Annotated in this window: 28 protein-coding genes; 10 read left to right on the plus strand and 18 right to left on the minus strand. The window is 56.1% G+C overall.

Annotated features, from left to right (window positions below; translation table 11 throughout):
- Positions 1-448: 448 nt before the first annotated feature.
- The 4 genes from QCD69_RS16460 to QCD69_RS16475 form a co-directional block, all read right to left on the minus strand.
- A complete protein-coding gene (locus tag QCD69_RS16460; RefSeq protein ID WP_253453697.1) occupies positions 449-898 on the minus strand; it encodes a YcgN family cysteine cluster protein in 450 nt (149 codons plus the stop codon).
- A gap of 63 nt (positions 899-961) precedes the next feature.
- Positions 962-1621, minus strand: coding sequence for a fumarylacetoacetate hydrolase family protein (locus QCD69_RS16465; protein WP_301252788.1), 660 nt, complete (start codon positions 1619-1621; stop codon positions 962-964).
- Positions 1622-1650: 29 nt separating this feature from the next.
- Positions 1651-2709 (minus strand): lytic murein transglycosylase, encoded by a 1059-nt coding sequence (locus QCD69_RS16470; protein WP_253453691.1) that lies wholly within the window; start codon positions 2707-2709, stop codon positions 1651-1653.
- 87 nt (positions 2710-2796) lie between these two features.
- Positions 2797-3072 carry a YcgL domain-containing protein gene (locus tag QCD69_RS16475; protein ID WP_253453688.1) on the minus strand — a complete coding sequence of 92 codons (276 nt, stop codon included), beginning with the start codon at positions 3070-3072 and terminating at the stop codon, positions 2797-2799.
- Between the two features lie 155 nt (positions 3073-3227).
- Between QCD69_RS16475 and minC the strand changes: the two genes are divergently transcribed.
- Genes minC through minE form a run of 3 tightly spaced genes read left to right on the plus strand, consistent with a single transcriptional unit; the run spans position 3228 to position 5049 of the window.
- Positions 3228-3920: a septum site-determining protein MinC gene (gene minC / locus QCD69_RS16480; protein ID WP_253453685.1), complete on the plus strand. Its 693-nt coding sequence runs from the start codon at positions 3228-3230 to the stop codon at positions 3918-3920.
- 43 nt (positions 3921-3963) lie between these two features.
- The gene (minD, locus tag QCD69_RS16485) at positions 3964-4776 is read left to right on the plus strand and encodes a septum site-determining protein MinD (protein WP_125287791.1); all 813 of its coding nucleotides are present in this window, start codon (positions 3964-3966) and stop codon (positions 4774-4776) included.
- 3 nt (positions 4777-4779) lie between these two features.
- The gene (minE, locus tag QCD69_RS16490; RefSeq protein WP_253453681.1) at positions 4780-5049 is read left to right on the plus strand and encodes a cell division topological specificity factor MinE; all 270 of its coding nucleotides are present in this window, start codon (positions 4780-4782) and stop codon (positions 5047-5049) included.
- A 67-nt stretch (positions 5050-5116) separates the two neighbouring features.
- On the opposite strand, the gene rnd is transcribed toward minE, so the two are convergent.
- From rnd to QCD69_RS16520, 6 genes are all read right to left on the minus strand, one after another.
- Entirely contained in the window at positions 5117-6223 is a 1107-nt protein-coding gene (gene rnd / locus QCD69_RS16495; RefSeq protein WP_253460948.1) for a ribonuclease D, read from the minus strand.
- Positions 6224-6332: 109 nt separating this feature from the next.
- On the minus strand, positions 6333-8009 hold the full coding sequence (gene fadD, locus QCD69_RS16500) for a long-chain-fatty-acid--CoA ligase FadD (protein ID WP_253453677.1): 1677 nt from the start codon (positions 8007-8009) through the stop codon (positions 6333-6335).
- Positions 8010-8219: 210 nt separating this feature from the next.
- Positions 8220-8819 (minus strand): Slp family lipoprotein, encoded by a 600-nt coding sequence (locus QCD69_RS16505; RefSeq protein WP_253453674.1) that lies wholly within the window; start codon positions 8817-8819, stop codon positions 8220-8222.
- Between the two features lie 110 nt (positions 8820-8929).
- Positions 8930-9625, minus strand: a complete 696-nt coding sequence (tsaB, locus tag QCD69_RS16510; RefSeq protein WP_253453671.1) for a tRNA (adenosine(37)-N6)-threonylcarbamoyltransferase complex dimerization subunit type 1 TsaB — start codon at positions 9623-9625, stop codon at positions 8930-8932.
- Between the two features lie 61 nt (positions 9626-9686).
- On the minus strand, positions 9687-11588 hold the full coding sequence (locus QCD69_RS16515) for an ATP-dependent DNA helicase (RefSeq protein WP_253453668.1): 1902 nt from the start codon (positions 11586-11588) through the stop codon (positions 9687-9689).
- Between the two features lie 499 nt (positions 11589-12087).
- Positions 12088-12507 carry a DUF4186 domain-containing protein gene (locus QCD69_RS16520; RefSeq protein WP_253453664.1) on the minus strand — a complete coding sequence of 140 codons (420 nt, stop codon included), beginning with the start codon at positions 12505-12507 and terminating at the stop codon, positions 12088-12090.
- 138 nt (positions 12508-12645) lie between these two features.
- Here QCD69_RS16520 and QCD69_RS16525 point away from each other — a divergent pair, with 138 nt between their 5' ends.
- Complete coding sequence (locus QCD69_RS16525; RefSeq protein ID WP_301252791.1) at positions 12646-12990, plus strand: RidA family protein; 345 nt, start codon at positions 12646-12648, stop codon at positions 12988-12990.
- Positions 12991-13022: 32 nt separating this feature from the next.
- Here QCD69_RS16525 and QCD69_RS16530 read toward each other — a convergent pair whose 3' ends face one another.
- Positions 13023-13274 (minus strand): YoaH family protein, encoded by a 252-nt coding sequence (locus tag QCD69_RS16530; protein ID WP_253460853.1) that lies wholly within the window; start codon positions 13272-13274, stop codon positions 13023-13025.
- Positions 13275-13384: 110 nt separating this feature from the next.
- On the opposite strand from QCD69_RS16530, the gene pabB reads away from it, so the two are divergent.
- The 4 genes from pabB (at position 13385) to QCD69_RS16550 (ending at position 18734) form a co-directional block, all read left to right on the plus strand.
- Positions 13385-14746: an aminodeoxychorismate synthase component 1 gene (gene pabB, locus QCD69_RS16535; protein WP_301252792.1), complete on the plus strand. Its 1362-nt coding sequence runs from the start codon at positions 13385-13387 to the stop codon at positions 14744-14746.
- Positions 14739-15311 (plus strand): CoA pyrophosphatase, encoded by a 573-nt coding sequence (locus QCD69_RS16540; protein WP_253460847.1) that lies wholly within the window; start codon positions 14739-14741, stop codon positions 15309-15311. Before pabB ends, QCD69_RS16540 begins: the two co-directional genes overlap by 8 nt.
- 332 nt (positions 15312-15643) lie before the next feature.
- Positions 15644-17008 carry an L-serine ammonia-lyase gene (gene sdaA, locus QCD69_RS16545; protein WP_253460844.1) on the plus strand — a complete coding sequence of 455 codons (1365 nt, stop codon included), beginning with the start codon at positions 15644-15646 and terminating at the stop codon, positions 17006-17008.
- 163 nt (positions 17009-17171) lie between these two features.
- Positions 17172-18734 carry an EAL domain-containing protein gene (locus tag QCD69_RS16550; protein ID WP_253460841.1) on the plus strand — a complete coding sequence of 521 codons (1563 nt, stop codon included), beginning with the start codon at positions 17172-17174 and terminating at the stop codon, positions 18732-18734.
- 13 nt (positions 18735-18747) lie between these two features.
- Here the strand turns inward: QCD69_RS16550 and QCD69_RS16555 are convergent, their stop codons facing one another.
- The 6 genes from QCD69_RS16555 to QCD69_RS16575 all read right to left on the minus strand — a co-directional run bounded on the left by QCD69_RS16555 (position 18748) and on the right by QCD69_RS16575 (position 23793).
- Positions 18748-20307, minus strand: a complete 1560-nt coding sequence (locus QCD69_RS16555) for a TerC family protein (RefSeq protein WP_301252794.1) — start codon at positions 20305-20307, stop codon at positions 18748-18750.
- A 282-nt stretch (positions 20308-20589) separates the two neighbouring features.
- Positions 20590-21450, minus strand: a complete 861-nt coding sequence (gene rlmA, locus QCD69_RS16560) for a 23S rRNA (guanine(745)-N(1))-methyltransferase (RefSeq protein WP_301252796.1) — start codon at positions 21448-21450, stop codon at positions 20590-20592.
- 160 nt (positions 21451-21610) lie between these two features.
- Positions 21611-21820, minus strand: coding sequence for a transcription antiterminator/RNA stability regulator CspE (gene cspE / locus QCD69_RS16565; protein WP_001062678.1), 210 nt, complete (start codon positions 21818-21820; stop codon positions 21611-21613).
- Positions 21821-21873: 53 nt separating this feature from the next.
- Positions 21874-21975 carry a DUF2627 domain-containing protein gene (locus QCD69_RS22885; protein ID WP_253461303.1) on the minus strand — a complete coding sequence of 34 codons (102 nt, stop codon included), beginning with the start codon at positions 21973-21975 and terminating at the stop codon, positions 21874-21876.
- 543 nt (positions 21976-22518) lie between these two features.
- On the minus strand, positions 22519-23517 hold the full coding sequence (locus tag QCD69_RS16570) for an MBL fold metallo-hydrolase (RefSeq protein ID WP_301252797.1): 999 nt from the start codon (positions 23515-23517) through the stop codon (positions 22519-22521).
- A 24-nt stretch (positions 23518-23541) separates the two neighbouring features.
- Positions 23542-23793, minus strand: coding sequence for a YebO family protein (locus QCD69_RS16575; RefSeq protein ID WP_253460829.1), 252 nt, complete (start codon positions 23791-23793; stop codon positions 23542-23544).
- A gap of 205 nt (positions 23794-23998) precedes the next feature.
- On the opposite strand from QCD69_RS16575, the gene QCD69_RS16580 reads away from it, so the two are divergent.
- The gene (locus QCD69_RS16580; protein ID WP_253460826.1) at positions 23999-24235 is read left to right on the plus strand and encodes a YobH family protein; all 237 of its coding nucleotides are present in this window, start codon (positions 23999-24001) and stop codon (positions 24233-24235) included.
- Between the two features lie 35 nt (positions 24236-24270).
- Here QCD69_RS16580 and kdgR read toward each other — a convergent pair whose 3' ends face one another.
- Positions 24271-25062: a DNA-binding transcriptional regulator KdgR gene (gene kdgR / locus QCD69_RS16585; protein ID WP_253460823.1), complete on the minus strand. Its 792-nt coding sequence runs from the start codon at positions 25060-25062 to the stop codon at positions 24271-24273.
- Positions 25063-25561: 499 nt separating this feature from the next.
- Here kdgR and QCD69_RS16590 point away from each other — a divergent pair.
- Positions 25562-26014 (plus strand): hypothetical protein (locus QCD69_RS16590; RefSeq protein ID WP_301252799.1); only part of this gene is annotated, 453 nt, incomplete at its 3' end.

Raw genomic sequence — 26014 nt, forward strand, 5'->3', positions numbered from 1 at the left:
ATGAAGTAAATCAATAATTATGGAGATGTAAACAAACCATTCCACTGCTCTTCAGGCAATTATTCGTCTCATAAACTTGCGACCGATCCACTATGCAGCAGACCGCCTCAATGTTGAAAATGGTTTTGCCATGGTGCTTTTCTTTACAACGCAGGGGATAGCGCTGATAAGACAAGGAGTTTTAATCAAAATGAGCTCCTGCAAACGATAGTGGAAAATCTACGGAAAAGAATAAAAGGAGGGAGGTAACTAATCGCGGAAGCCCACAACTTCATCGCTCAGCAGGCGGACCACGCTCCGTTACAGATGATGTTCGCCATGTGCGGCCAATCAAACAGATAAGCAAAAACAGCGTGGATCAGACTGGCCTTTTAAACGCCAAATCCACCTGCGATGCCCCACCCATGCTCCAGAGCAGCGCAAGCTAAGCTAATCCTTTCAAATCAGTCTATTTACCGTACCAGCGCGGCTTATTGATGATGTGATCTTCCCAGTCCTGCACTTCGCTTTCGCGTACGGCAATATGGCGAACAGAAATACGTGCCGCGTGCATCGCCGCCTTGCTGCCGCTGCGCAACGGATGCCAGACGGGCAGATTCTTGCCTTCGGCCAGCACCCGGTAAGCACAGCTCGGCGGCAGCCAGGAAAACGTCGGCAGGTTATCGCGCGTCAGCTTGATACAGTCTTCTTCCAGCTCAAAGCGGCGTTCGTAGTTACGGCACTGGCAGGTTTTAATATTCAGCTGATTGCAGGCGACGTTAGTGAAGTAGATTTCATCCGTATCGGCATCCTGCAGCTTGTTCAGACAGCACTGGCCACAGCCGTCGCACAGGGATTCCCATTCCTCATCGCTCATTTGCTCCAGCGTCTTTTGCTGCCAGAAAGGGGTATCACTCATTTTGCTGTCCTGTTTAGTTAAAAGCCCGCACCTTATAAACAGTTCGGGCCTGAGTTGCAAGTCTTACAGCACGCGCGTCGCCACGCCGCGTCCGCCCAGCGACACTTCCAGCGTATCGCCAGAGGACATCGGGCCAACGCCTTCAGGCGTGCCGGTCAGGATAATATCGCCCGCGCGCAGCGTGAAGAACTTACTCATATAGGCAATCAGCGGCAGGATTTTATGGATCATATCCGCAGTGGAACCCTGCTGACGCACTTCGCCATTGACGATCAGCTTTAGCTCGATATCCTGCGGATCGGCGCCCAGCTCGCTGGCGGCAATAAAACCGGAAACCGGGCAGGAATTGTCGAAGCCTTTCGCTTTTTCCCACGGCTGTCCCGCTTTTTTACAGCCGGCCTGCACGTCACGCAGCGTTAAATCCAGCGCCACGCCGTAGCCTGCAATAGCTTTCGCCACGTGCTCTTCCGTTGCCTGTTTCAGCGTGGCGCCAATCAACACTGCCAGCTCAACTTCATGATGCACCGCGCCCAGATCTTTCGGGATCGACAGCGGCTGACGAAGATCGCACAGCGCGGTTTCCGGCTTGATAAACAGGACAGGCTCAGCAGGCGTCGCGCTGCCCATCTCTTTAATATGTTTTGCATAGTTGCTGCCTACGCAGACCACTTTGCTCACCGGGTAATCTAATAAAGCGCCCTGCCAGTTATGATGCTGATACATACTGTTCCCCTGCCTGTTTGCGTGAGTGGTCAGTGGACCACATCCTGTTGAGAAATGGCGTCGGCCATCATGCCGATACTGATGGCGAAATAATATGATCGGTTCCAGTGCATAATGACGCGGAAGTTGTCGTAAACCATAAAGGCCCGGCCCGGCGCGTCGTCGGGCAAAATAATCCAGCTGCGCTGCGCATTATCCGGCAGCGGCGCATCATCGCTGAAGCGTACGCCCAGTTTTTGCCAGTCGCCAACCGATTTCGCCTGGTCGGTTTTCAGCCCTGCCTGCGCTTTAGCAAAATCGACCGGCAGGATCACCTCCTGGCCCCAGCGCCCGCCGGGCTTCCAGCCTTCCGTTGCCAGATAGTTGGCCGTAGAAGCAAACACATCCTCCACGTTATTCCAGATATCGATTTGCCCGTCGCCGTCGCCGTCCGCGCCGTAGCGCAGGAAAGAAGAAGGCATAAACTGATTCTGCCCCATCGCGCCAGCCCAGGAGCCCTTCATCTGCGCCGCGCTGATATGCTGCTGCTGAATAATCCGCAGCGCCGCCATCAGCTCTTTAGTGAAGAAGGCTTCGCGGCGTCCTTCAAAAGCCAGCGTAGAGAGCGCAGAGACGATCTCTTCTTTTCCCTGGATTTTGCCGAAGCTGCTTTCCATCGCCCAAAGCGCCACTATATATTCCGGCTGCACGCCATAACGCTGGCTGGCCGTTTGCAGCTGCGGCAAATACTGCTGGAAGTTTTCGCGCGCACGCTGCTTTTTCCATTCCGGCAGCACGCGCGTCAGATAGTCGTCCAGCGTGACTTTCTTTTCTAACTGGTTACGGTCGGCAGAAATAGCGCGGTCGACGAAATGAATATTGCTGAAGGCAGTGTCGATAGTGGCGGCATCTATGCCCTGCTCCCGCGCCTGGCGCTTAAGCTCCTCGACATAGGCGGGAAACTCCGCCGGATCGCGCCCGGTTGCGGCCAGCGTGGTTTTCTGCTGCGCCGGCGCGGCGTTTTTTTTCTCAAGGGCTTTACTGTTCTTGCTGGCACAGCCGGCCAGCAGCAGGGAAAAAATAAGCGTGGTGAAGAGAGGTTGCTTCATAAAAGGCCCTTTTTACGTGCTTCCCGCCGTCAATAATATCCGGCGGGAAGAAAAGCGGTGGGAAAATAGCTTGCAGATGATTCCTAATTAATCTTTTTTACCTTTTTCCAGATGCATCTTAAGCAGACTTTCCATCGGCGGCGGCACCTGTAAATAATAACCTTGCTCCAGCAGCGCCGTTTTCACTTTTGCCTGGTCCGCATTGGCCAGGCGTTTACTGCCGTCCAGCGGCAGGACCATCGCCAGCTGGGGTTTACCAAATCCCTGAAGCAGTTCAGCAGGCACGCGCGAGAAATCGTCTTTTTTTTCAACATAAAGATAAGTCTGGTCACGTTTAGGACTTCTGTAGATCACACAAAACATATTTTTTACTCGAATTAACCTGGTCGGTGGCTTGCCTGAATATAGCAGTAACTATAACATGCTTGCTGAACTTCGGAATATCGTCCGGGCGCGATTAACCGTCACTCTGACGGAGATTTCGCCGGGATTTGAAATAACAGGACTGAGCGGGACAGATGTCACAAACGCCAATCGAGTTAAAGGGCAGCAGTTTTACTCTGTCTGTAGTTCACTTACACCACCACGATGCGGATGTGGTGCGCCAGGCGCTTCAGGATAAAGTCAGCCAGGCTCCCGCTTTCCTGAAAAACGCGCCGGTTGTGCTGAATGTTTCCACCTTAACCAGCGAGGTTAACTGGCGGCAGATGCAGCAGGCTATCGCGTCGACCGGCCTGCATATTGTCGGCGTCAGCGGCTGCAAAGACGAGGCGCTCAAGCGCATGATTGTGCGCGCCGGTCTGCCGCTGCTGTCTGAAGGCAAAGAACAAAAGCCCGCGCCTGAAGCGCCGGAGCCGGCTAAGCCCGTTGAGATCCCGGCGGCCAGAACGCGCGTCATCAACGCGCCCGTTCGCTCTGGCCAGCAAATATACGCGAAAAACAGCGACCTGATCGTCACCAGCAGCGTCAGCGCGGGTGCCGAACTGATAGCCGACGGCAATATCCATATCTATGGCATGATGCGCGGCCGGGCCTTAGCCGGGGCCGGCGGCGATCGCGACTGCCAGATTTTTTGCACGAATTTATCCGCAGAGTTAGTGTCCATTGCCGGTGAGTACTGGATTATGGACCAAATCCCTGCTGAATTTTTTGGAAAAGCGTCACGTCTTTGCTTAAAAGATGGCGCCCTGACTATACAGACACTGAACTGAGCCAGGCTCACGAGCCCTTTCTTTTCTTAAGGAAAATTATTATATGGCACGCATTATTGTTGTTACATCGGGTAAAGGAGGCGTGGGCAAAACCACGTCCAGCGCGGCCATCGCTACCGGTTTAGCCCAGAAAGGTAAAAAAACCGTCGTGATCGATTTCGATATCGGTCTGCGAAATCTCGACCTGATCATGGGCTGTGAGCGCCGGGTAGTCTACGATTTCGTTAACGTCATCCAGGGTGACGCCACGCTTAATCAGGCGCTGATTAAAGATAAGCGTACTGAAAATCTGTTTATCCTGCCTGCTTCACAGACGCGTGACAAAGATGCCCTGACCCGCGAAGGCGTGGAAAAAGTGCTTAACGATTTAGCCACGATGGCGTTTGATTTCATCGTATGCGATTCACCGGCGGGTATTGAAACCGGCGCGCTGATGGCGCTCTATTTCGCTGACGAAGCGATTATCACCACCAACCCGGAAGTCTCCTCTGTCCGCGACTCCGACCGTATTCTCGGCATTCTCTCTTCCAAGTCTCGCCGCGCGGAAAACGGTCAGGATCCGATTAAAGAACATCTGCTGCTCACCCGTTACAATCCGGGGCGCGTTAGCCGCGGCGATATGCTGAGCATGGAAGACGTGCTGGAGATCCTGCGCATTCCGCTGGCGGGCGTGATCCCTGAAGATCAGTCCGTGCTGCGCGCATCTAACCAGGGCGAACCGGTCATTCTGGATATCGATTCCGACGCGGGCAAAGCCTATGCCGATACCGTCGATCGTCTTCTGGGTGAAGAACGTCCCTTCCGCTTCATTGAAGAAGAGAAGAAGGGTTTCCTGAAACGCCTGTTTGGGGGATAAAACATGGCCTTACTTGATTTCTTTTTATCCCGTAAAAAAAGCACAGCCAATATAGCCAAGGAACGGCTGCAGATTATCGTGGCGGAGCGCAGGAGGGGCGACGCCGAGCCTCACTATCTGCCGCAGCTGAAAAGAGACATTCTGGAAGTTATCTGCAAATACGTGAAGATCGATCCGGAAATGCTGAGCGTTAAACTGGATCAGAAAGATGACGATATCTCCATTCTGGAGCTTAACGTGACGCTGCCCGAGGCAGAAGAAACCCCGAAATGAGCCTTTGCCACGCCTGACTTTCCCCTGCCTGTTTGCAGGGGAAAAGGGCTGCGGGCAGCCCGCGTCGTTAATAATCTGCCAGCAACGCCAGAATGTCGTCGCGCAGCAGATCGCCCCGCCAGCCGTCGAGCAGCTCCGGCGTCCCCATCGGTTTCAGCTTCCAGTGCCAGTTCAGCAGCTGATTAATCTGCCGCCGCGAGGCCAGCAGTTCCTGACTGACGCCGTTTTTCTCCGCCGCTTCCGCCATTAGTGCCTTCAGCGCTTTAAAGACTTTTTTATAGGCGGGATTGTCGATCAGGTTAGCGACCGGCTCTGGCAGTTCGCTTTCCGGCAGCGCATTGGCCTGCGCCACCATCGCCACCAGCGCCTTGCCGTGGAATCGTATTTCCTGGCCGCCCAGGCCAAGGTGATCCAGTTCGCCCAGCGAACCCGGCATATACCGCGCCACCTTCCAGAGGTTCTCTTCCCGCACCACAAAATTCACGGCCATGTCTTTTTCACGCGCCAGCTCCAGACGCCATGCGGCCATCAGGCGCAGCGCGGCAAGCTGGCGAGGACGCAGCTGCCAGGCATTGGCGATGTCGCGCCAGGCCTCTTCCGGCACCACAACGGTACGGCGACGCTGACACAGCAGGCCACACTCGTTCAGCGCGGCGTTGAGCCGACCGGCCGCTTCGGCTTCCGCCATCAGTTTCTGCGCAATCGGCAGCAGATACCAGACGTCCGCGGCGGCATAGTGGCACTGCTTTTCCGTCAGCGGACGTGCCAGCCAGTCGGTGCGCGATTCGCTCTTATCCAGCGCGATGCCGGTAAAAGATTCCACAATGGTGGCAAAACCGCAGGAGAGCGGCCGGCCGGTGAAAGCAGCCAGGATTTGCGTATCAATCATCGGTTCCGGCAGCACGCCATACTCATGCAGGAAAACTTCCAAATCCTCGCTGCCCGCGTGCAGATATTTAATGACGTTTTGATCGAGGAGCAGCTCACGAAACGGCGTCCATTCGCTGATGGGAAGCGGATCGATCAGTGAAACCCGCTCGCCGTCAAACAGCTGAATCAGTCCAAGGCCGGGATAATAGGTGCGGGTGCGAACAAACTCGGTGTCCAGCGCCACGGCGGGAACCTGACGGGCGGCCTGGCACACTTCGGCCAGCGCCTCGTTGGTGGTTATCATGGTGTAATTCAAGGTGATCCTCTCGCTGCGGCTTCTTGTGCCTCAGTGTGGTTCAATAAAAACGCCGGCTTAACCGGCGTAGAAGTTACTGGCGTGCGCCTGACTACGGCTACGGCGTCGTTTTTGCCGACGCGTCGCGCAGCTCGCGGCGCAAAATTTTGCCGACGTTGGTTTTCGGCAGCTCGTCGCGGAATTCGACAATCTTAGGAATTTTATATCCGGTCAGATGCTTCTTACAGTGGGCGATTAACTCTTCTTTGGTCAGCGAGGCGTCTTTTTTTACCACGCAGATCTTCACCGTCTCGCCTGCTACCGCATCAGGAACGCCTACCGCCGCCGCCTCGCGCACTTTGGGATGCAGCATAGCCACATCTTCGATCTCATTAGGATAAACGTTAAAACCGGAAACCAGAATCATATCTTTTTTCCGATCGACGATGCGAATAAATCCTTCCGCATCGACGGTAACAATGTCGCCGCTGTGCAGCCAGCCGTTTTTCAGCACCTCGCCGGTGGCCTGCGGATGATTCCAGTAGCCCGGCATAACCTGCGGCCCTTTAATGCAAAGCTCGCCCGGTTCGCCCGGCGCTACCTCGTTACCCTCGCCGTCCACGATGCGGATATCGGTCGACGGCACCGGCAGGCCGATGCTGCCGCTGTGGTAACGGATATCGTAAGGATTCACCGAAACCAGCGGCGAACACTCCGTCAGGCCGTAACCTTCCAGCAGATAATGACCGGTAAGCTTCTCCCAGCGTTCGGCAACGGCTTTCTGCACGGCCATGCCGCCGCCCGCCGATAGCGACAGGCTGGAAAAATCCAGCTGCTGGAAGTCTTTGTCGTTCAACAGCGCGTTAAAAAGCGTGTTGACGCCGGTAATGGCGGTAAAGCGGTTTTTCGCCAGCTCTTTCACCAGCCCCGGAATATCGCGCGGATTGGTGATCAGCAGGTTCGCCCCGCCCAGATCGATAAACAGCAGGCAGTTCACCGTCAGCGCGAAAATATGATAAAGCGGTAAGGCGGTCACTACCGTTTCTTCGCCCGCTTTCAGCAGCGAGCCATAGGTCGCCTTGGTCTGCTCCAGGTTGGCCTGCATATTGCGATGGGTCAGCATCGCCCCTTTCGCCACGCCTGTCGTCCCGCCCGTATACTGCAAAAAAGCCAGATCGTCGTTCACGATCGCAGGCCGGACATACTGCATCCGGTAGCCTTCTTGCAGCACGCGACGGAAGGAGATAGCGCCCGGCAGATGGTATTTCGGCACCATCCGCTTGATATAGCGCACCACAAAATTAACCAGCGTGCCCTTAGCCGGGGAAAGCTGGTCGCCCAACCGGGTCAGGATCACGTGCTTAAGCTGCGTTTTCGCTACCACTTTTTCCAGCGTATGGGCGAAGTTTGACACGATGACGATGGCACTGGCGCCGCTGTCGTTAAGCTGGTGCTCCAGCTCGCGCGGCGTATAGAGTGGATTGACGTTAACAACAATCATGCCTGCACGCAGAACGCCAAACAGCGCAATCGGATACTGCAACAGGTTGGGCATCATCAGCGCGACGCGATCGCCCTTTTTCAGTCCCAGTCCCTGCTGGAGATAGGCGGCGAAAGCCCGGCTGCGCTCTTCCAGTTTACGATAGGTCATCGCCTGGCCCATGTTCATAAAGGCGGGCCTGTCGGCATAGCGGTTAGCGGCGTGTTCGAAAAGATCGATCAGGGAAGGATAACGATCGGCATCGATTTCTGCGGGAACATCTGCAGGGTAGCGGTTCAGCCAAACCTTATTCAAGGAAACACCTCGGAAACTCAACGTTGTCGTCATCACAACCTCTTAACTGCTCCATCTGTTAACATTATATTAACTCAGCGTACCAGTTTGCTGGCCCGTTCCGTTTTGAGGTTGCGAAGCATATCACTAATTTCTTCTCGTTTTGAGAAGCCAAAAAATAACCCGACGGCCGGAAACCAGCCGTCGGGTCTGTAACGCTCGGTCTGAGCGCTATTCGGTCAGGATAGTTTGCACTTCCGCTGGCCCTGGATTATAGAACATCATTCCCGGCGGCGGGCCCCAGTAGCCGCCACGATGGCGACCGCGCGGCGGGCCATACCAGATCCAGGGATCCATCGGCGGCTGCGGTGAAACAACCTGCTGCGTCAGGCGCCAGCGCTGATAGCCCGTCACGGCGACCGTGACAAACTGGTAGCTCGCCTGGCCGATTTCGCCCTTTTCCGTGCCTTTGATCGTACCGACAACCGTCACCATCTGATTATTGAGGTCGACAGGATCGACAAAGCCGTTGATATCCGCATAAATACGGCCAATCGACGGACTGCCCAGCAGCGGACGCGCAAAATCGTCCAGCCGCATGGCGGCAATCTCCAGCCGGGTCGAGCCGTTCTGATTGGTGACCTTCACCACCTTGCCGCCAAAGCGCGACTCCTGGCCGACATACAGCTGCGGCGCATTCAGCACCCGCGCCAAATCCTGCTGCGGCGTAGGCGAATGCCCTTTGACGGAATCCGGCACGCTGGCGCAGCCCGCCAGCAGCAGGGAAATTAACAGCAAACTACCTGACCGCAATAACCGTTTATTACGCATAAAAACTCTCCAGGGATACTAGTCACTTTGACTCCTTTCGGGCCAATTAGTTGCTGAGTTTTTCTCTGCCCGGCTCGTTTCACGCAGCTTAAGGCGCGGCGCGGCCAGACTTATTCCCTGCCCGGCAGCTTTTTCCAGGTGACTTCGTTGCGCAGGTAGGTCGGTTCCGCCTCTTCCGGCAGCACCGTATTGCCTGCCGCCAGCTCAAGCGCCGCCAACGGGATCATATCTTCCGCACAGGGCAGCGTTACCTCGGTCGCCTGTAAGGTCAGCGTACTCTCCGCGCTCAGCTGCGGATACGCCTGCCAGCCGGTTCCCACCATCGCCCAGCTACCGTTCAGCTGCGTCATACGCGCCAGCGCATCCTCTGGTTTGAGCACCGCTTCGGTCTCTTCTCCCTGCCAGACGCCCTGCTCGTCGCGCTGATACTGTGCCCAGTACACTTCGCCCATACGCGCATCTATCGCGGCCAGCACGCGATCGGCGCCCTGTAAACGCCAGGCGCTCTGCGCCATGGTCTTCAGCGTCGACACGCCGATTAACGGCAGCGCCGCGCCCAAAGCCAGCCCCTGCGCGATGCCGGTTCCGATACGGACGCCGGTAAAGCTGCCCGGCCCTTTACCGAAGGCCAGTCCGTCCAGTTCGTTCAGGGTCAGCGCTTCTTGTTGCAGCTGCGCCTGCACCAGCGGCAGGATACGTTGCGTATGTTCGCGGGCGCACAGCTCAAAATGCGCCGTGACCTTGCCATTATTCAGCAACGCGACCGAACAGGCCTCGGTGGCCGTATCAATAGCTAAAATTCGCATGGATTTTTACCTCAGGCGGGACAAAATTTTCGGCGCGCAGCATAGCATACTGCGCGGGTAATTACTGTGGCCGCAGGAAATCCACCGCCTGTTGAATATCCCGCGTACGCGGCGTGGGCGGCAGGCTGTTCAGAAACACCGCGCCGTAGGGACGCATCACCAGGCGGTTATCGCAGATCACCAGCACGCCGCGATCGTCAACGTCGCGGATCAGGCGGCCGACGCCCTGTTTAAGCGTGATAACCGCGTCCGGCAGCTGCACCTCGTCAAACGGATCGCCGCCGCGCAGCTTACAGTCTTCCATGCGCGCTTTCAGCAAGGGATCGTCAGGCGAGGTAAACGGCAGCTTGTCGATAATGACCAGCGACAGCGCATCGCCGCGCACGTCCACCCCTTCCCAGAAGCTACTGGTCGCCACCAGTACCGCGTTGCCTGCCGCGATAAACTGTTTTAACAGCTCGCCTTTGCTGGTTTCTCCCTGTAGTAATACGGGCAGCGTCAGCATGGCGCGGAACTGCTCGGCCAGCTCGCGCATCATCTGATGCGAGGTACAAAGGAAGAAGCAGCGGCCGTTGTTAGCCTCGATCAGCGGCAGCAACATGCGCGCCAGCTGTCTGGCGCCACCGGGCTGATTGGGCGAAGGCAGATTGCGCGGCACGCACAGCAGCGCCTGGCTGGCGAAATCGAACGGGCTATTAAGGATCAGCGTTTCTGCGCCAGCGACGCCCAGCCTTTCAACAAAGTGGGTCATCTGCTCATTTACCGCCAGCGTGGCGGAGGTGAAAATCCAGCTGGCTGGGCGCTCGTCCATTACTTCCCGGAAGCGATCCGATACCGACAGCGGCGTCAGCGCCAGCACAAAATGGCGGCTGTTGCACTCATACCAGTAGCTGAAACCGGGCTGCGAGACATCTTTCAGCCGCTTCAGCCTGCCGCGATAGAGCGCCGCCCGTTCAAAGGCCGCATCCAGCAGCGCCGAACGGCCCAGCGACAGCTTCGCGACGTCATAACAAAGCTCCAGCGCATCGTCCAGCAGCAACAGCGCGCGCTGAATATTGGCGTTATTAAGGACTTCCCGCAGATTGCCGCGAAAGCCGGGATCGCCCAGCGCCAGGCGGAAATCCTGCGCGCTTTGCGCCAGCCGATCGGCAGATTTTTGCAGCTGCTGGGCGTCACGCACCTCGGTGCGATAGGCGATGGTGATGTCTTTGGCGAGATCCAGCAGCTGCTTGCTGGAAAGCTGCTGGCCGAAGTACTGGCTGGCGATATCCGGCACCTGATGCGCTTCATCAAAGATCATCACGTCCGCCTCCGGGATCAGCTCCGCAAAACCGCTCTCTTTTACCACCATATCGGCCAGAAAGAGATGATGGTTCACCACCACCACATCCGCGTCCATCGCTTTGCGGCGCGCTTTCACCACGAAACAGTCCTGATAGAGAGGACAGTCGCTGCCCAGGCAGTTGTCATTGGTGCTGGTGACCAGCGGCCAGACCGGGCTGTCTTCCGCCACGCCGCCGCAGGTGCTGATATCGCCGTCCACCGTTTCGCTCGACCAGCCGCGCAGGTGCACCAGATCGCTCATCGCCTGTGCCGCCAGCTCGCCGCCCGCCATCGACTGCTGCTCCAGCCGCTCCAGGCAGAGGTAGTTCGAGCGCCCTTTCAGCAGCGCCAGTTTCCCTTTAAATGCTAATGCACGGGCGACCGTAGGCAAATCGCGGCTGTAAAGCTGATCCTGAAGCGCTTTAGATCCGGTAGAAATAATGACTTTTTTACCCGAGCGCAGCGCCGGTGCCAGATAGGCATAGGTTTTGCCGGTTCCGGTGCCCGCTTCTACTACCAGCTCGCGCTTGTTATCGATGGCCGTTGTGACCGCCTCCGCCATCAGGCGCTGAGGTTCGCGTGGCTTAAAGCCTGGAATGGCCTGCGCCAGCGCGCCGTCTGCTGCAAAATCGTTTACCACGTATCCTCACCGCCCGTTAAAAAAAGCAGGCTATTATGGCAGTATTACCGTAAGGATACAAACCAATACAAATCAAAAGGTTATAGCTGAATCAGGCATGTTATGCCGCGAACGGACACAAAGAAAGGGGGTCAGAAAAGGAGGAGGCTGCGCCACTGTAGCGAGGCGCTTATAGTATTAACACTGCTTTATTTTCCCTGGTGAAAGAATCATCTTTAGCGGTGTGGGTAAGGCCAGCTATGATCCCAGCCCGACGCCGAAAGCAAGCCGGTCGCGATAAAATAGACCAGCAAAACCGCAAAAACGGCTATGGCTATTTTTTCAATTAAAACAATAATCTTAGAAGATTGCATACGAATACCCCTTATTTTACCAGTGGATTTGCCTGCCAGAGCAAAACTAGAATGTTACCGGTAAAATCGCAAGCCTTTCCCTTTATCAATTCAATTAACTTTGTTAATGCATATTTCGTTTTTATAGCCACATCCCGCCACGGGCCTTACAGCAGCCTGAGCTGTTTATCCTTTGTCGGGTCTTTTTTGCGGCGCGGCGCGGGAGGCTGCGGCCGCTGCATCTCCAGCCGCAGCCAGTGCAGGATCGCCTGCACAACCCACGCCTGCTGCGCTGCCGTTAGCGGCTGGTGCGCAGGTATCTGGTGCCATTTGCTCAGGCAGCCGCGACAGCAGGTGGCCGTGGCATGCTGGGCAATAAATACCGGATGACCGCGCATCGGCGTTTGCTTGCCGTCATTAACAGGCTCTGCGGGAGCAAGGCGCTCACGAATAAAGTCAGCAGCATGCGCGACGATCTCCTCTTCGCCCTTGTCCAGGCAATAGCGGTATTCGCGGTGGCCTAAATGGAATTTTTGCCGAAACGGCGAGCGCGACAGGCGCAGAAAAAGATCGTCAATGGCGGGCATAATCAATCCAGGCAGAAAAAGTAAGGCAGAGCGCCAGCATAGCATTCTCCTGCCGCCGACAGGAATGCTGAGGGATGACAACCACGCAGGCATTATGCCAGGCTATCGGCCACTAAAGTGATAACAAGAGAGAACCTGATGCCTATTGATCGTCTTGACCCGGAACACCGCATGTCGGAAGCGGTTGTGCATAACGATACGATTTATTACACCAGCGTGCCGGAAAACCTGGACGAGGACGCCGAAGCGCAGACGGCTAACGCGCTGGCGGTAATCGACCGCATCCTGACCCGCCTGGGCTCGGATAAAAGCCGTATTCTGGACGCCACGATTTTTCTGGTACACAAAGAGGATTTTCCGGCGATGAACCGCGCCTGGGACGCCTGGGTGTCGCCAGGCAACGCGCCGGTGCGCTGCACCGTGCAGGCCGGCCTGATGAACCCGAAATATCTGGTTGAGATCAAGATCGTCGCCGCCAGATAAACTTATGGCGCACCGGGCGGTGCGCCATTTACTTACTCTTCTTCTTCGTCGTCAGCGTGGTGAGCGTCGTGGTAGTTAGCCCGCTCGCGCGCCTCGTCTTCATCCTCTTCATCTTCATCGTCAAAACGAACGGCAATCATCTCGCCCGTGTGCGTTTCGCGAATTTCAGCCGCCACCAGCTGGATAGCCTGTCCGCTGCTCATGCCGTCGGCCATCAGCTCCTGGATACGCTCCACTGCCTGCTGTTGCTGCTCAAGCGACAGCGCCGGTAAACCACTAATCATAATTGCTCCTGTTTCAGTCGCGGGAATTATTCCACGCGTAACAAACAGATGCCAGCAGCAGAAAAATATGTCAGGCTTGCTGCCTGTTTTAGTTCTAATCTGCCTTAATCATGCCACCTGTTTATTATCCTCTGGAGTATACGCCCGAATCGCTCGGGGATCTGTTTACTGTTGTCGCCCATCAGCCCTGGGCGATGCTGCTGGACTCCGGCTTTGCGGAACACAGCGACAATCGCTTCGATATTATGGTCGCCGACCCCGTCGCCACGCTGACCACCTGCGGCGGTCTGACCTGCGTAGTACGTGACGGCCTGGTGACGGAAAGCGAACAGGATCCGCTCGTTCTGCTGCATCAGACGTTGCAGGAGAGCAATTTGCAGGCGGCTGAAAGCAGCGACTACCCTTTTCAGGGCGGCGCGCTGGGGCTGTTCGGCTACGATCTGGGGCGGCGGTTCGAGAAGCTGCCGCAGCGGGCGAAGCCGGATTTAACCACGCCGGATATGGCCGTGGGCATTTACGACTGGGCGCTGATTGCCGATCACCATCGCCAGACCCTGACGCTGATCACGCATGGCGACGCCGCGCAACGGCTGCGCTGGCTCGATGAACAAACGCCGCAGGTGCCCGAGCCTTTTCGCCTGACCAGCGCCTGGGCTTCCAATATGAGTCGTGAAGCCTACGGCGAGAAGTTCCGTCAGGTGCAGGCGTGGCTGCGCAGCGGCGACTGCTATCAAATCAATCTGGCCCAGCGCTTTCAGGCCAGCTACAGCGGCGATGAATGGCAGGCATACAGATCGCTGACCCGCCAGAACCGCGCGCCCTTCAGCGCCTTTCTTCGCCTGCCGGACAGCGCCATCTTAAGCCTTTCGCCCGAACGCTTTCTGCATATGGCGGCGGGCGAAATCGAAACCCGCCCAATTAAGGGCACGCTGCCGCGCCTGAGCGATCCCCAGGCCGATCGCCGTCAGGCGGAGAAGCTGGCGCAGTCGCCTAAGGATCGGGCGGAAAACCTGATGATTGTCGACCTGCTGCGCAACGATATTGGCCGCGTAGCCGTACCCGGCACGGTAAAAGTGCCGGAGCTGTTTGTCGTAGAGCCTTTCCCGGCGGTGCATCATCTGGTCAGTACCATTACCGGCACGCTGAAACCCGGGCTTACGGCCTGCGATCTGCTGCGCGCCTGTTTCCCTGGCGGATCTATCACCGGTGCGCCTAAAGTACGGGCAATGGCTATTATCGATGAGCTTGAACCGCACCGCCGCAACGCCTGGTGCGGCAGCATCGGTTATCTCAGCGTCTGCGGCCGCATGGATACCAGCATCACAATCCGCACCCTGACGGCGGAAAACGGCCAGCTTTACTGTACCGCTGGCGGCGGTATCGTGGCCGACAGCGACGAGCAGTCGGAATATCAGGAAACGTTCGATAAGGTAAACCGCATTCTTCCCTGTCTGGAGCACTATCATGCCTGACGCGTCACCGGCGCTGGAGCGTTTTATCACCCGTTTTCAGCTACAGCGGCCCGAGCCTGCCGTGCCTCAGCTGCCCACGCGCCAGGCGGCGGTGCTGGTGCCGATTATTAACCGTCCGCGTCCTGCGCTGCTGCTGACCCGACGCGCCGCCACGCTACGCAAGCATGCCGGGCAGGTCGCCTTCCCCGGCGGGATGCGGGATAATGAAGATCGGTCACTGATTTACACCGCGCTGCGCGAAGCGCAGGAAGAGGTCGCTATTCCGCCTGAAAGCGTAAAGGTGATCGGCGTGCTGCCGCCCGTGACCAGCAGCACCGGTTTTCAGGTTACGCCGGTAGTAGGCATTCTGCCTGATAATCTTGCCTGGCACGCCAATGAAGCGGAGGTGGAATCGGTTTTTGAGATGCCGCTTCAGGAAGCACTCCGGCTGGGGCGCTATGCACCGCTGGATATCCAGCGCCACGGCATAACGCACCGGATCTGGCTTTCCTGGTTTGACGACTATTTTATCTGGGGCATGACCGCGGGCATTATCCGCCAGCTCAGCCTACAGGTAACAGAGTAGCGGTTTCGCACAAAATAGCGTCGCTTGCCCGCTTTGCCAGAGCTTTACAGCAAAACGGCAGGCAAATTCCTTCTTTTAGTTTGCCTTACCCCTTCACAATTAGCGTAAATCCTTTATATTGCAGCGCAAAAGACCGGCCCCGAATCATAGCGGGCCGGTTTTTGTTTGCCTTAGTTCAGGTCAGGCAGAAAAAAGCAGCGGACGCCAGTGTGATGCAGCCCGCAATAACTTTTCTGTCTGCAGAAGATTAGTTTATTTCATGCGACTATCGTTCACATGATGATTACCATTAAATATTATCCAGCGATTAACTGCGGACCCGGGAGCAGAATGTGATTAGCGTTTTCGACATGTTTAAGATCGGCATAGGCCCATCCAGTTCCCATACGGTGGGGCCGATGAAAGCCGGCAAACAGTTTGTTGACGATCTGGTCAGCCTGGGCAAATTAACCGATGTGACGCGCATCGCCGTCGACGTTTACGGTTCGCTTTCTCTGACCGGTAAAGGGCACCACACCGATATCGCGATTATTATGGGCCTGTCGGGCGCCTCGCCGGAAAGTGTGGATATCGACGGCATTCCGGCCTTTATTCGTGATGTAGAGGCGCGACAGCGTCTGCTGCTGGCCGGCGGCGCGCACGAAGTCGATTTTCCACGCGAAGGCGGCATGGTGTTTCGCAGCGATAATCTCTCCCTGCATGAAAACGGTATGCGCATTCATGCCTTCTCGGGCGACGAGCTGATTTACAGCAAAACCTACTATTCCATCGGCGGCGGCTTTATCGTCGATGAAGAGCATTTCGGCCAGTCCACGCTGAACGAAGTGTCGGTGCCCTATCCGTTCAACTCAGCGAAAGAGATGCTGGCCCACTGTCATGAAACCGGCCTGTCGCTTTCCGGTATGGTGATGAAGAACGAACTGGCGCTGCACAGCCGGGCGGAGATCGAACACTATTTCGCGGACGTCTGGCAGAGTATGCGCGACTGTATCGATCGCGGCCTGAATACCGAAGGCGTTCTGCCTGGCCCGCTGCGCGTACCGCGCCGCGCCGCCGCGCTGCGCCGTTTGCTGGTTTCCTCCGACAAACTTTCCAGCGATCCTATGAACGTAATCGACTGGGTAAACATGTTTGCGCTGGCCGTTAACGAAGAGAACGCGGCGGGCGGCCGGGTGGTGACGGCCCCAACCAACGGCGCCTGCGGCATCGTGCCGGCCGTGCTGGCCTATTACGATCACTTTATCGCTTCGGTCAGTCCCGATATTTTTATCCGCTATTTTATGGCGGCGGGCGCTGTCGGCATCCTGTACAAGATGAACGCCTCGATTTCCGGCGCGGAAGTGGGCTGCCAGGGCGAGGTCGGCGTGGCCTGTTCAATGGCGGCGGCGGGTCTGGCCGAGCTGCTGGGCGCCAGCCCGGAGCAGGTTTGCGTGGCGGCGGAAATCGGCATGGAGCACAACCTGGGCCTGACCTGCGATCCGGTTGCGGGTCAGGTGCAGGTTCCCTGCATCGAACGTAACGCCATTGCTTCGGTAAAAGCGATTAACTCCGCGCGCATGGCGATGCGGCGTACCAGCGAGGCACGCGTTTCGCTGGATAAAGTGATCGAAACGATGTATGAAACCGGCAAGGATATGAACGCCAAATACCGTGAAACTTCTCGCGGCGGCCTGGCGATAAAAGTACAGTGTGACTGATTTTCCGCCAGCGCCCTCTGCGGCGCTGGCGCTTTCCTTTTCCCTCTATTTCTGCTGTTGGCAACCCGCTGTTTAACCCCGTTTTTCATTTCTCAGGACTAAACTTAATCTTACTTTTGCCGATAACAGGCTGGTTCGCGTTTCGCTTTAAGGATGGTCATTAATGCAAGTGTCACAGGAAGCCACTGGGGCGTTTCGCCGCAGACGCTTGTTAATTGCTGTAGTAGTCGCCGCGCTGGTGCTTATCCTTACCCTGGCTTTACGCTTTATCGTCGAAAAAAATCATATCGAAAAGCTGTCGCACACTTTTGCCAGCAAAGCGATCCAGCGTTTCGATCGCCTTTTTTCGCCGCTTGACGTGGCGGCTAATAATACGCAGGGGCTGGTGGGCCTGCCGTGCGATCAGGTTCGTTTTCCGCTGGTGGAAAAGCTGGCCTCGCTGCAAACCGTGCGATCAATTATCCTGGTCGATCGGGACAATATGTACTGTTCCAGCATTTATGGCAGTACCAATCTTGCCTTCAGCGCCACCTATCCTGAACTGGCCGTAAACAATCAGCGAATGTTGCTGAGCACCGACGATCATCTGCTTAAGGGATCACCGGTACTGCTGCTGTGGACGCCGCTGGAAGCAGGCAACAGGGCCGGGATCCTGCAACTCGTTAATATCGAGCTGATGAGCAACTACCTGCTTGAGCCTGAGCTGCCGTGGGTGGAACGCGTTATTTTCAACGTAGGCGAACACAGCCTGGAATACGGCAATCCCCTGATTGAAAAAGCGCTGCCGTCCGAGGATGAAGTCAGCTATCAGGACGCCTCGCTGCGCTATCCTTTTTCCGTCACGCTGTATGGGCCGGCGCCCGCCAGGCTGGCGCTGCTGGCGCTGCCTGAACAGCTGCCGCTGGCGCTGCTGCTGAGCCTGCTGTCCGGCTACATTGTCTGGCTGGCGACCGCGAACCGCATGAGCCTTGCCTGGCAGATCAGCTACGGCATTAACGCGCGTGAATTTATGGTGTACTGCCAGCCGCTGATTAACGCCCGCAGCGGCGAATGCGAAGGCATCGAGCTGCTGCTGCGCTGGCATAACGACCGCCAGGGCTGGGTATCGCCGGATCTTTTTATTCCGCTGGCCGAGCGGCATAATTTAATCGCGCCGCTGACGCGTTATGTGTTAACCGAGGTGGTCAGCCAGCTGCCGCTGCTGCCGGCCCGCTCCGATTTCCATATTGCCATCAACGTCGCTTCCAGCCATTTTCATGACCGGCAAATCGTGACGGATTTGAAGCAGCTCTGGTGGCCGGCGAACCCGGCTCCGCAGCTGATTGTGGAACTGACCGAGCGCGATGCGCTGCCGGAGGTTGACCAGCGCGTGGTGGCTCAGCTGCGCCAGAACGGCGTGAAGCTGGCGATTGACGATTTCGGCACCGGCCACAGTTCGCTCTCCTATCTGAAAACGCTTAGCCCGGACGTGCTGAAAATCGATAAGGTTTTTACCGCGGCGATAGGGACAGACGCGATTAACGCGACCGTTACGGATATGGTGATTTCCCTGGCGCAGCGGCTGAATATCAGCCTGGTTGCGGAAGGCGTGGAAACGGCAGCTCAGGCGGCCTACCTGCGTGAGAAAGGCGTGGATGTGTTGCAGGGATATCTGTTTGCCCGACCGATGCCGCTGGAAAGTTTCCCTCAGTGGCTTAGCGAACATCAGCCGCCCGGCGGCGGCTGATGTTTCGTCAGGTTTAGCCTTCTTCCACCGGGGCTTTTTCCCGCGTCACGCGGACCAGATCAATACGATAGTCGGTAGCAGAGACAATCTGGAAGGCGAACGGCGGCAGTGCTATTACCTCGCCCGCCTGGGGCAGCTGGCCTTTCTGGGCAATCAGCAGTCCCGCCAGCGAAGCATGATCGTCTGCCGGCTTCACCAGCATCTGGGTATCCAGCAGCTGCTGCAAAGAATGCAGATCGGTGCCGCCCTTCACCAGCCAGCCTTCGCCATCAGCGACGATATCAGGCGTTTCATCCTCATCCGGGAACTCGCCCGCAATCGCCTCCAGCACGTCCAGCGGCGTTATCAGACCCTGCACCACGCCGAACTCATTGCTTACCACCACAAAGCTGCCCCTGGCGCGACGCAGCACGCCCAGCAGATTGATCGGATCCAGCGTTTCCGGCACGATCACCGGCGGCATAGCGGCAGCGTAGGTGGCAACATCAATGCCCTGCTCCAGGGCCACCAGCAGCTCTTTTGCCCGCACGACGCCGACAATCTCATCCAGCTCTCCCCGGCAGACGGGGAACAGGCTGTGCGGCGTATCCAACAGCTGCACGCGGATTTCATCCGCCGGACGCTCGGCGTTGACCCAGGAAATATCGCCGCGCGGCGTCATAATGCTGCGTACCGAGCGCGAGGCCAGCGTCAGCACGCCGTTAATCATATAGCGCTCTTCATCTTTAAAGGTTTCCTGCGGCATCAGCTTGAGGGTTTCGCTCTCCTGTTCGCCGTTATCCGTATGGCCGCCGCGTCGTCCCCCCATAAGCCGCTGAATAGCTTCGGCGGTACGCTCACGCATCGGTCTTTTGGACTGATGGCGAAGAAAATTCACCCGCGCGATCTGATTAAACAGCTCGATCAGAATAGAGAAGCCGATAGCCGCGTAGAGGTAGCCTTTTGGAATATGGAAGCCAAAGCCTTCCGCCACCAGGCTAAGCCCGATCATCAACAGGAAGCTGAGGCAGAGCACCACGACCGTAGGATGCGCGTTGACAAACCGGGTCAGCGGTTTTGAGGCCAGCAGCATCACGCCCATCGCGATCACCACCGCCGTCATCATAATCGCCAGGTTGTTGACCATGCCAACGGCAGTGATTACCGCATCCAGCGAGAAGACGGCATCCAGCACCACAATCTGGATAACCACGGACCAAAAGCTGGCATAGCCCTTAGCGCCTCCGCCGATGTGCTCACGGTTTTCCAGCCTTTCATGCAGCTCCATCGTCGCTTTGAACAGCAGAAAGAAACCGCCGACCAGCAGGATCAGATCGCGCCCCGAAAAGCTGAAATCCGCGACGCTGAACAACGGACGCGTCAGGGTCACCATCCAGGAGATCAGAGAAAGCAGACCCAGGCGCATAATCAGCGCCAGAGACAGGCCTATCAGACGGGCTTTATCACGCTGCTTTGGCGGCAGCTTATCGGCCAGGATGGCGATAAAAACCAGGTTATCTATTCCCAACACGATTTCAAGGACGACCAGCGTCAGCAGACCGGCCCAGATTGACGGGTCTAAGAGAAATTCCATGACAGGCTCCGAACAGAGATAGGGAAAAAAGAAACTGGCAACACCATCGCGCAGCTTATGGCTGGATACAAGGAAAGATAAGCGCCATCAAAAGGCAAAGTCAGAGTGGCCGCGTAGGCCGGTGGCTTAGTTAAACAACTTCGGTGACGATCCATAGGGAGGGCGCAGGCCCGTGGCTCCTGTAAAAATTAAGGAGTTCTACTGTAAACAGCGCACGGGACAACGTCAAAATATTTGCTTACATTTACAGAAGACCGTTCTGTAACAAACGGCCCTGCTCCGCTATTCGCCAGAAGAAGGCGCCTCTGCCTGCTGCGCAGCCTCAGGCTTTTCCTTTTGCCACAGGCGCAGCGTAAAGTCCGTTTCAACCTCAAACGACGGCGTGGTAGCCAGTACGCCCCAGACTTCAGGACGGGCGCGCCACGCAAAAGGCGTCATCTGCAAGAGTGCGGCGGACGTCTCACTGTTAAGGCTCATTAAATAATTAAGCGAATGCTGCTCTACCAGCGTAAAGCCCGGCAACGCTTCGGGCGTTTCATCATGCAGGCGTGCTTCCTGATAGATTAGCTCTTTGAACTGCAGCAGGTGACGCGGCCCCGGCGTAACGGTCAGGACGTAGCCGTGGGGCTTTACTACCCGCGCCAGCTCCTCCGCCTTGCAGGGCGCATAGATACGCAGCACGGCATCAAACTGTTCGCTGGCAAACGGCAGCCGGTGGCTGGACGCCACGCAAAAACGAACGTTGCGATAGCGTTTAGCGCCAGCACGCACCGCGACTCTGGATACATCCAGCGCGTGGACTTCCGCCTCGCCGTTTTTTTGCAGCATATCGGCCACCGCGTGGGTGTAATAGCCTTCGCCACAGCCAATATCGAGCACGCTGGCGTTTTCGGGCGGCAGGATGCGCTGGAAAATATCGCAGACGCTGGACTGGAGAGGCTGATAGTGCCCGGCATCCAGAAATTCACGTCGCGCCTGCATCATCTCGGCGCTGTCGCCCGGCTGCTTCGATCGCTTGTGCTGCACCGGCAGCAGATTGACGTAGCCCTCTTTTGCCCGATCGAACTGATGCCGGTTTTCACATCGCCAGCCGGAAGCATCGGGCAGCAAGGGATGATGGCAAAGCGGGCAAAGATAAGACATAACAACTCTCCGGTAACGTTAAGAGCGGCAGTTTACCGGAAATATGCAGGCCAGGGCAGGTTTTCATGGCCGGAAAGGAAAAAGCCCCGCCGATACCGGCAGGGCTTTATTATTCTGATGCTTGCCTGAACCGTCGCGCGGGCAACGGCAAGATCGAAAATTAGATAGCGGTGACGTTCACAGCAGCAGGGCCTTTCTGGCCGTCCTGAATTTCGAACTCAACGTTCTGGCCTTCAGCCAGAGTTTTGAAGCCATTGCCCTGGATAGCAGAGAAGTGTACGAACACGTCTTTGCTGCCGTCTGCAGGGGTAATGAAGCCAAAACCTTTAGACTCGTTGAACCACTTAACCTGACCTTTAATCTTTGCCATTTTGCAAATTCCTTAGAGTGTTAATTCGCCCGGGGGCGTGACGTACAGAAAAATCAGAGACACAACTGCATGAGGCATAAATTAAGGCTCGGCAAGGAAGCGGTATTCAACGTAACGTCTTTACTCAGAACTTCTTTACTGAAGATGCCATACATAAACAGAACTGTACCCCGTTTTACCAAAAGCGTTATCACATATTCGATTATTAATGGCAAGTCATTTTTATAAGGTCGTCGGACTGTCGCACATATTTGAAACGTCTGCGGCACTTATTGCACATCAACAAAGGAATTATTGAACGTCGCCAGAGTAAAACCGAATGGCACAGGCCCGTCGGTCATGCAATTTTCTAAGCACATCTTAGCCTGCCGCCGCTGCCAAGTCTACGGCTTCTCGCTGCGCTCCGGGCGATTTTCCATCTGGCTTATTGCAGAAATATGACATTGCTTACTCAAAAATCTTCATTTAAAGATGGCTCCGCGCCACGCAAAATTAGAATGGCATTGGGGTATCAAAAGGAGCATATGGTTCATATTTAAATTTAAACTGCACCAAAATCAGGAAAATGTATTTTTGCCTGCCCCATTTAAATGCAGCCCCCTTCGCGATTAATTGCCATTAGTACCATCAATCTATTTGGATTAACCGGCATTGATATCAGCGCGTACGCATTTTAAATTCCCTTACCAGGATTATTCTTAATTTATATTTTTAAGGGGCATCCTCGCGCCAATTTTCCACGCGCTGAAACGGTGCTCGTCCAGCTTTGCTGCCTGCATCTTTTCGCTCAGCACGCGCGGCGGCTCGTCCAGCGATTCGTCCGCCAGCTCGAATACGCCCCAATGAATGGGGATGGTGACGGGCTGGCCCAGCGCCTGATGTAGCGAAATGGCCTCGTCCGGATCCATATGCTGTCCGCGCATAAACCACTGCGGCGCATAAGCGCCCGTTGGCAAAGCAGCCAGGTTGAAAGGCCCCAGCCTGCGCGGGATCTCCAGCAGGCTTTCGGAATAGCCGCTGTCGCCGCTGAACCAGAAATTTACGCCCTGACTCTTCACTACCCAACCGCACCATAAAGAGCGGTTGCGATCCCAGGGCGTACGCATACTCCAGTGACGCGCCGGAACGGCAAAGATCTGCATTTCGCGATCGGTGACGCTTTCCCACCAGTCCAGCTGCGTGACCTTTTTCGCCCCGCGTTTTTTAAACCAGGGCGCCAGCCCCAGCGGCACCACAAAATGCACGTCCGGAAAATGACGCAGGATCAGTTTGATGGTAGGCCAGTCAAGATGGTCGTAATGGCTGTGCGAAATCAGTACGCGATCCAACGCGGGCAGGTCTTCGACTTTCAGCGCGGCAGGCGTTTTGCGCTGCGGCCCGTAAAATTGGAGCGGCGACGCGCGCGACGCCAGCGCGGGATCGATCAGCGTGTATTTGCCCGAGGTGCGCAGCAGCAGGCAGGCATGGCCCAGCCACCAGACGGCATCCTCCTCGCCGCTTAAATCGGCAGGCTGCCACCACTGACGAATAAACGCATCGTAGCCCTGCGCCGGTGGAAAAGGCAGCCCCTGCGCCTTGCGCTCTTTGCGCCAGCGCTGTAAATCACCGGGCTGGCGGAGATCCTGTTCAGGGTTACGGAAGCCTTCCGGCGTGTGGTGCGCTTTTTGCGGATCGTACCAGGGGTTTTGCCAGGCCATGCGGTGCTCCTTGTGCCGGAGCGATTAGCGCTCCGGAATTAAACGAATAAAATCAGTCTCATTGTTATCTTCAGCCGGCACCTGCCGCGCGCCGACAAGCTTTATCAGCAGCTGGTTCTGCCGTTTCTGCTCGTCAAGCAGCGCCTCCAGCAGGCGGATCTGTTCATTAGCTCTGACGCTGGCGCGAGTAATAAAAAACCAGGCGACCAGCCCGACAAGCATAATGCCGATAAGCAAGCCGGCTCCCGCCGCGCCATTGGCGACCTCGTTTAACATACCTATACTCCTGATGTTACATATAATTATAATGAGCCGAATTTTACCTGCTCATCAACGAATTGATAGCGCGCTGATGGAAATTTAGGAACCTTCGCGCAGGCTTTATGGCGGCACTGCTGTATGCTGACAATGTTTTGCGTATCTGCTCACAATGTACTGGCGTCGGCGACTACGGGAAAGGCCGACGCATAAAGGAGAAAGCATGAAATTTTTTGTTCGTCTTGTTGGCCTGCTGGTCGTGATTTGGCTGGCTCTGCTGGTCACCGGCTATGGCGTACTGGCCGGAAGCCATAAGAATGTCGCAGGGATGGGGCTGCAATGCCAGTATCTTACCGCTCGCGGCATGACCACCGCCCAGTATCTGCACAGCGACAGCGGCATTGTCGGCGTCACCGACTGCCCTTTGCTGAAAAAAAGCAGTGAAGTGATCGATAACTGAAACCGCGACGGGCCGAGTGCTGTCGGCCCGTCGGTTCAGAAAGGATAGTCCCGATAGCCCATCTGTTCCGATATCAGCCTGCCCGCACGGTGCAGCATCGCAACATAGTTGCCCTTCTCTTCTTCCGTAAAACGGATGGTCGGGAAGGAGATGCTCAGTCCGGCAATCACCACGCCAAAGCGATCGAATATCGGCACGGCAATGCAGCGCAATCCCTCTTCCTGTTCTTCGTTATCTTCGCCAAAGCCCTGTGCGCGTACCCGTTCCAGCTGGGTTATCAGCGCGTCCGTAGACGTAAGCGTGCGGGAGGTATTCTTCTGAAAGCTGACCTCTGCCAGGATGCTTTTCACCTCTTCCGGATCGCGCCAGGCCAGCAGCACTTTACCAATAGCGGTGCTGTAAAGCGGATTGCGTCGGCCAATGCGCGAGTACATGCGCAGATTGTAAAGCGAGTCGATTTTGTGAATATAAACAATACTGTCTTCTTCCAGCGCGCCCAGGTGGATCGTCTCGCGGGTGAGGCGGGAAAGTTCGCGCATCTGGATATCGGCGCTGCGTATCAGATCGACATTTTGTAACGCCTTTGCGCCCAGCTCAAACAGCTTCAGGGTCAGGCTATATTTTTCCGTGTCGCCTTCCTGCGCAACGTAGCCCAGCGACTTCATGGTCTGTAAAAAACGATAAACGGTGCTTTTCGACATCATCACCCGCTGTGACAGCTCGGTAATGCCGTGCGCTCGCTCTTCGCCTAACGCCTGTAAAATGCCAAACACTTTCAGTACGGAAGAGACCGAATCGGGCTGTTTATCCACCTCATCCTTCGCCATAACGCTTTTGCCTTATTGTTTTATAAAAAATGGAACACTATTCCCAGTATACTTTTTGCCGCAGCGGCAGCGCAACGCTAACCTGTCGGCAGCACAGACACATTTGCTGATGGTTGAGCGCGCTGAATAAATGGCAAGGACTGATAAGTAAGAGAATTATCATAGTCACCATCACGACTATTTTCCTGTAAGCCGTAACCCCTTCCCTCGTATGGCCCGCCCGTTCCGCAGCGCTATGACGCAATGTTAGCTATCGCAACGGGTATTACGTCGCGGTGCTATCACCGACGTCAGGCTACCGACGATAGTCCCTTTTCTTTAGCCCAACCCGGCAGCGCCTGGCAAAACTGATGTTAAAGAAGATAGTCCGCATCGAAACAAAATTTTGATTGATGTCACACTTTGTTGTCATAGAGCAAAAAACCCAGTGTCAACTTGTGTCAACTTTGTTCGCATAGATAAAAAACTTTGCGTTCTGACTTTAACAGGAAACACCAGGATGAAACTTTCAACCATCGCTGTGCTGGTAATCGCTGCGACTACTTCTATCAATGCTGCACAGGCAGACCAATTTTCCGCAGCTAACTCAGCCTTAGGTGACGCGATAGCTGACAATGCCATGCATCAGGACGCAGGCACACAGCAGCGTGTTCATGACGCTTATTCACGGGCCAAACTTGCCGCCGCTGATGAATCTGGCGAGGCAATCAGCCATAGTCAGCCTGCAGCAATTACCGCTACTACCAGCGCGCTCAGCGAGGCTGATGGTAAGGCTCTGTCACAAATGAACATACAGCGCACCCGTCAGCAAGTTGTTGCAGGTGGTGTTGCAGAGGTTAATGCTCAGATGCAGGCTACTGCACAGCTTCAGGGAGAAGCCCTTACCAAAATGAACACACAGCGCACCCGTCAGCAAGTTGTTGCAGGTGGTGTTGCAGAGGTTAATGCTCAG

Source organism: Erwinia sp. PsM31, assembly GCF_030433775.1.
Classification (GTDB): domain Bacteria; phylum Pseudomonadota; class Gammaproteobacteria; order Enterobacterales; family Enterobacteriaceae; genus Erwinia; species Erwinia aeris.